Annotated in this window: 1 protein-coding gene; it reads left to right on the top strand. The window is 68.6% G+C overall.

Annotated elements, in window-relative coordinates:
* Nucleotides 1-5,610, top strand: a 5,610-nt coding sequence (locus UB31_RS24310) for a type I polyketide synthase (protein ID WP_045012720.1), incomplete at both ends; no start/stop codon positions are given.

Raw genomic sequence — 5,610 nt, 5'->3', positions numbered from 1 at the left:
CGACGTTTGTGGCGCTGGGGCCTGATAACGGCATGGCGCCGGATGGTCGCTGCAAGGCGTTCTCAGCAGGCGCCAATGGCGCGGGCTGGAGCGAAGGCTGCGGCGTGCTGGTGCTGAAGCGGCAGTCGGATGCGGAGCGGGACGGCGACGAGATCCTGGCGCTGATCCGGGGTTCGGCCGTGAACCAGGACGGTCGGAGCCAGGGCCTGACGGCGCCGAACGGTCCGAGCCAGCAGCGGGTGATCCGCGCGGCGCTGTCGGCGAGCGGGGTGAGCCCCGACGAGATCGACGTCGTCGAGGCACACGGGACCGGGACCAGTCTTGGTGATCCCATCGAGGCCGGGGCCTTGGCCGCGGTGTTCGGGCCGACGCGGCGCGCGGATCGTCCGCTGTGGCTGGGCTCGTCGAAGTCGAACCTCGGGCACACGCAGGCAGCGGCCGGCGTTCTCGGCGTGATGAAGATGGTGCTGGCGCTCAAGCACGAGGTTCTGCCGAAGACGCTGCATGCGGAACATCCCAGCCACCAGATCGAGTGGGACGGCAGCGGGCTGTCGCTGCTGCAGGAGGCGCATGCGTGGCCGCGTGAGGCCTCGCATGTGCGTCGTGCGGGTGTGTCGTCGTTCGGCATCAGCGGGACCAATGCGCATGTGGTGATCGAGGAGGCGCCGGCGCGCACCACCGCTCGCAATACAGACACAGCTGAAGCGTCATCGCCCTTGATCCCGCTGCTGGTGTCCGGGCGCGACGAGGCGGCACTTCGTGCACAGGCGGGCCGGTATGGGGAGTGGCTGTCGCAGCATCCTGATGCGGACTTCCATTCTGTGATTGCGACGGCGGCATTGCACCGGACGCAGTTCGCCGCGCGTGCCGCGGTCTCAGTGCGCGATGCGGCGGAGACGGTAGAGGCGCTGCGATCGCTCGCCGAGGGTCGCCCGCATGCGGCGGTGTCGGTTGGTGAGGCCAGAGGTGAGTCCGGCAAGCTGGCATTCCTGTTCACGGGTCAGGGCGCGCAGCGGATCGGCATGGGCCGGGCGCTGATGGAGACATGTGCGACGTTCCGCGCAGCGTTCGAGGAGACCTGCGGCCATTTTGACGCGCTGCTGGATCTGCCGCTGCGCAGCGTGATGTTTGCGGAGGAAGGTTCGGAGGCGGCCTCCAAGCTGGACGAGACCGCCTATGCGCAGCCGGCTTTGTTTGCGGTCGAGGTGGCGCTGTTCCGTCAGTTGGAGCAGTGGGGCATCGAGCCTGACATTCTGCTCGGCCACTCCATTGGAGAGCTTGCGGCTGCGCATGTCTCGGGCGTGTGGTCGCTGCAGGATGCCTGCCGTGTGGTCGCGGCACGCGGGGCGCTGATGCAGGCACAACCAGCCGGCGGCGCCATGGTGGCGCTGGAAGCAGGCGAAGCAGAAGTGCTGCCGCTGCTTGCAGACGGTGTCGAGATTGCCGGGCTGAACGGGCCACGCTCGACGGTGATCTCGGGCGATGAAGCCGCCGTGCTGGCGCTGGCGGCGCAGTTCAAGGGCAAGGGCCGCAGGACCAGCCGTTTGCAGGTGAGCCACGCGTTCCACTCGCAGCGCATGGAGCCGATGCTGGAGGCGTTCGGCCAGGTGCTGGCGTCCGTAACCTTTGGCACGCCGCGATTGCCGATCGTGAGCAACGTGACGGGCCGCCTTGCGACCAAGGAGGAGCTTTGCAGCGCGGAGTACTGGATGCGTCAGGTGCGCAGTCCGGTGCGGTTCCTCGATGGCGTGCATGTGCTGGAAGCGGAAGGGGTGCGGGCAAGCCTTGAGCTTGGTCCGGACGGGATTTTGACGGGGCTTGCGACGGGCTGCCTGTCGGAAGCATCACCAATGCAGGTGGTGGCCACACAACGTCGCGGGCGCGACGGCACCGAGGCGCTGATGTCAGCGCTCGGCGCGCTGCACGTTCATGGTGTTGGTGTCGATTGGGCGAAGGCTCTCGGAGCGGACGCGAAGGCGCCGGTTGCGTCACTTCCGACCTATGCGTTCCAGCGTCAGCGTTACTGGCTGGAGGCTGAGAAGCCGGGCGGGGACGCCGCGACGATGGGGCTGTCGGATGCGTCGCATCCGCTGCTGGGGGCGGCGACGCCGCTGGCGGAGAGCGACGGCTTCCTGCTGACGGGCCGGTTGTCGCTGTCGGAAGCGGGCTGGCTTGGCGATCATGCGGTGTTCGGGACGGTGCTGCTGCCGGGGACCGGGCTGCTGGAGCTGGGCTTTGCGGCGGCGCGCGCGGTTGGATTGACGGAAGTGTCGCAGCTGACGCTGCTATCGCCGCTGGTGCTGCCGGCGGAGGGCGGTGTCCGGCTTCAGGTTCAGGTCGATGGGGCCGAGGCGGGCGCGGCCGGAGGCGGCCGAGGCATAAGCATCTACAGCCGCGCGGAAGATGGGGCTGAGGGCGGCTCGTGGACGCTGCATGCGCAGGGTGTGCTGGGCGAAGCCGCGGCGGAAGAAGTTGCTGCAGAAGACAGTGAGCTTGAAGTCTGGCCGCCTGTTGGCGGCGAGCCGATCGATCTGACCGGTCATTATGCGCGGCTGGCGGGACGCGGCTACGGCTACGGGCCGCTGTTCCAGGGTCTGGTCGAGGCGTGGCGTGTGGGCGATGCCATATACGGGCGGGCGGTGCTTGCGGAGGCGCTGTGGCCGTCGGCTGAGAGTTACGGCCTGCATCCAGCGCTGCTGGACAGCGCGCTGCATGTGTTGAGTTTTGACCGGATCGCAGGCGCCGATCTCGATGGCGGTGCCGATGCTCCGCTGCTGCTGCCGTTCGAATGGTCCGAGGTGTCGCTGGCCGCTCAAGGCGCGCGGGAGCTGCGGATCCGGGCCTCGGTCGAGCGCAGCGGCGAGGGCGAGGCGCTGGCGCATCTGCAGCTTGCGGATGGTCACGGTCGTGTTGTCGCGCATGTCGGGGGCTTGCGGCTGAAGCAGGCGAGCGAAGCGCAGATCCGCGATGCCGCGCGCGGCGAGGCACAGCATCTGTACCGTCTGGAATGGCGTGCGGTCGCCTTGGGTGAGAGCGGAACTCAAGCGCTTGCCCTGCCGCTGATCGTCGGAGGCGACGGCAAGCTGGCCGCAGCTCTGGGGCTTGATCACGCCGAGAGCGTTGCGGCTGTCGTTGCGCGGCTGGATGCAGGCAGTGCGATCCCGTCGCAGCTCGTGTTCGACCATCTGTCTGATCCGGCTGAACCAGCAGGCCCCGTGCTTGCGGCGACGCATGCGACGGCGGAGCGTGGCCTTGCCGAGCTGCAGGGGATTTTTGGCGAAGCGCGTCTGAACGAGACGCCGGTCGCGTGGCTGACGCGTGGCGCGGTGGCGACGGGTCCGGATGAGGGCGCAAGCGGACTGACGCGTGCGCCGCTGTGGGGCCTGGTGCGCAGCGCACGGGCGGAGCATCCCGATCGCCGGCTGCAGCTCGTGGACGTCGATGTCGTGCTTGCAGATGCATCGCTACTGGCGAAGCTGACGTCGACGACGTCGGAGCCGGAGCTTGCGCTGCGCCATGGTGCGGTGCTGGCACCCAGGCTGGCGCGCACTGGCGCGGGTGCGGGCACACTTCAGGCACCAGTGGCCGCGCCGGATTACCGCGTTGTGGTCACCGACCCCGGCCGGCTCGACGGCGTGAGCCTGGTGGCCGCAGGCGAGCTGTCGGAGCCGCTGGCATCCGGTGATGTCCGGGTCTGCGTACGCGCGGCCGGCATGAACTTCCGCGACGTGCTGATCACGCTGGGGCAGATTGCCTCGCCCGGCATCGGGTTCGAGTTTGCCGGCGTGGTGGAGGCGGTCGGCGCGGACGTGACGTCGGTTGCGGTTGGCGATCGCGTATTTGGCTGTGGGCGCGGCTGTTTTGGCACACGCGCGGTCACAGTGGCCGAACAGCTTGCAAGAATCCCTGCGGGGATGTCGTTCGAGGCGGCGGCGACGATCCCGCTGGCCTATCTGACGGCGCTGTATGCGCTGCAGGAGCTCGGGCATATCAGGTCCGGGGATCGGGTTCTGGTGCATGCGGCAGCCGGTGGCGTCGGCATGGCAGCGGTGCAGCTGTGCCGGCATTTTGGCGCGGAGGTCTATGGCACGGCGAGCCCGGGTAAATGGCCGGTGCTGGAACGGATGGGACTGGACGGACGGCATGTCGCCAACTCGCGCGATCTAAGCTTCGAGACCCAGTTCCGGTCGGCGACCAAAGGCGAGGGCGTCGATGTCGTCCTCAATGCGCTGACAGGCGAGTTCGTCGATGCCTCGCTGCGGCTTTTGCCGCGGGGCGGCCGCTTCCTGGAGATGGGGATCGCTGATGGGCGTGACGGTGCTGCGATCGCCGCAAAATACCGTGGCGTGAGCTACCATGCGTTCGTGCTGCCGACGGATCGGATGCCGGCGCTGCTGACGCAGATCATGGGCCTGTTCGCGGCCGGTGTGCTGGAGCCGTTGCCCTATGTTGCCTACGACATCAGGCAGATGCCGGCAGCGCTGCGGCAGATGGCGCAGGGGCGCCATGTCGGCAAGCAGGTGGTGCAATTGCCGCGGCGTCTTGAAGCCGGCGGCACGGTGCTGATCACGGGCGGTGCGGGCGAGCTCGGCCGCGAGGTCGCGCGGCACCTTGTGACTGAGCATGGTGTGCGTCATCTCTTGCTGACGTCGCGTCGCGGCATGGCCGCGCCTGGCGCATCTGAACTGGTGGCGGAGCTGCAAACACTGGGTGCACAGACGGTTGAGCTGGTGAGTTGCGACGTCGGAGATCGTGATGCGGTTGGCGCGGTCCTCAGCACCATCTCGCCGGAACGTCCGTTGACGGGCGTGTTCCATCTGGCAGCTTTGCTGGACGACGGCATCGTGCCGGCGCTCAACGTCGAGCGGCTGGAGCGTGTGCTGCGGCCCAAACTCGATGGCGCCTGGCACCTGCATGAGCTGACGGCGGACAAGGATCTTGCCGCGTTCGTGCTGTTCTCGTCGGTGGCAGCGCTTGGCAGTCCGGGCCAGGCGAACTACGCGGCGGCGAACGTGTTTTTGGATGCGCTTGCGGCGGAGCGGCGACATCGTGGACTGGCCGGGCAGAGCCTGCTGTGGGGGCTGTGGGAGCAGCGCGGCGTCGGCATGACGGCGCATCTGGGCCGGGCCGAGCTGATGCGGATGCGGCGTCAAGGCGTGCAGGCGCTGTCGCTGGAGCTGGGCCTCGCGCTGCTGGATGCGGCACAGGCGCAGCCCGAGGCCATGCTGGTCCCGATCCATCTGGATGTCGGCGCGATGCAGCGCCAGCTCAGTGACGACGTGCCGGCGCTGTATCGCGGCCTGGTGCGCAGCGGCTTGCGGCGGGCCTCAACCGCATCGAGCGGCGACACCAACAGTCTGCGGTCGCGGCTGGCGGCGCTGGCCAGCGAAGGCGAGCGGCTGGCCGCACTGGTGGAGCTGGCACAGGAGGAGATTGCGGCGGTGCTGGCGCTGCCCGGGGCCGCCTCGGTGCCTGCGGACCAGCCGCTGAAGGATCTCGGGCTGGACTCGCTGATGGCGGTCGAGCTGCGCAACCGCCTGTCGGGACGGGTCGGCGCCAAGCTGCCGACCACGCTCGCCTTCGATTATCCGACCGCGCGCGCCATGTCGC

Source organism: Bradyrhizobium sp. LTSP849 (assembly GCF_000938255.1).
GTDB lineage: Bacteria > Pseudomonadota > Alphaproteobacteria > Rhizobiales > Xanthobacteraceae > Bradyrhizobium.
This window is presented reverse-complemented; position numbering and strand designations above follow the sequence as displayed.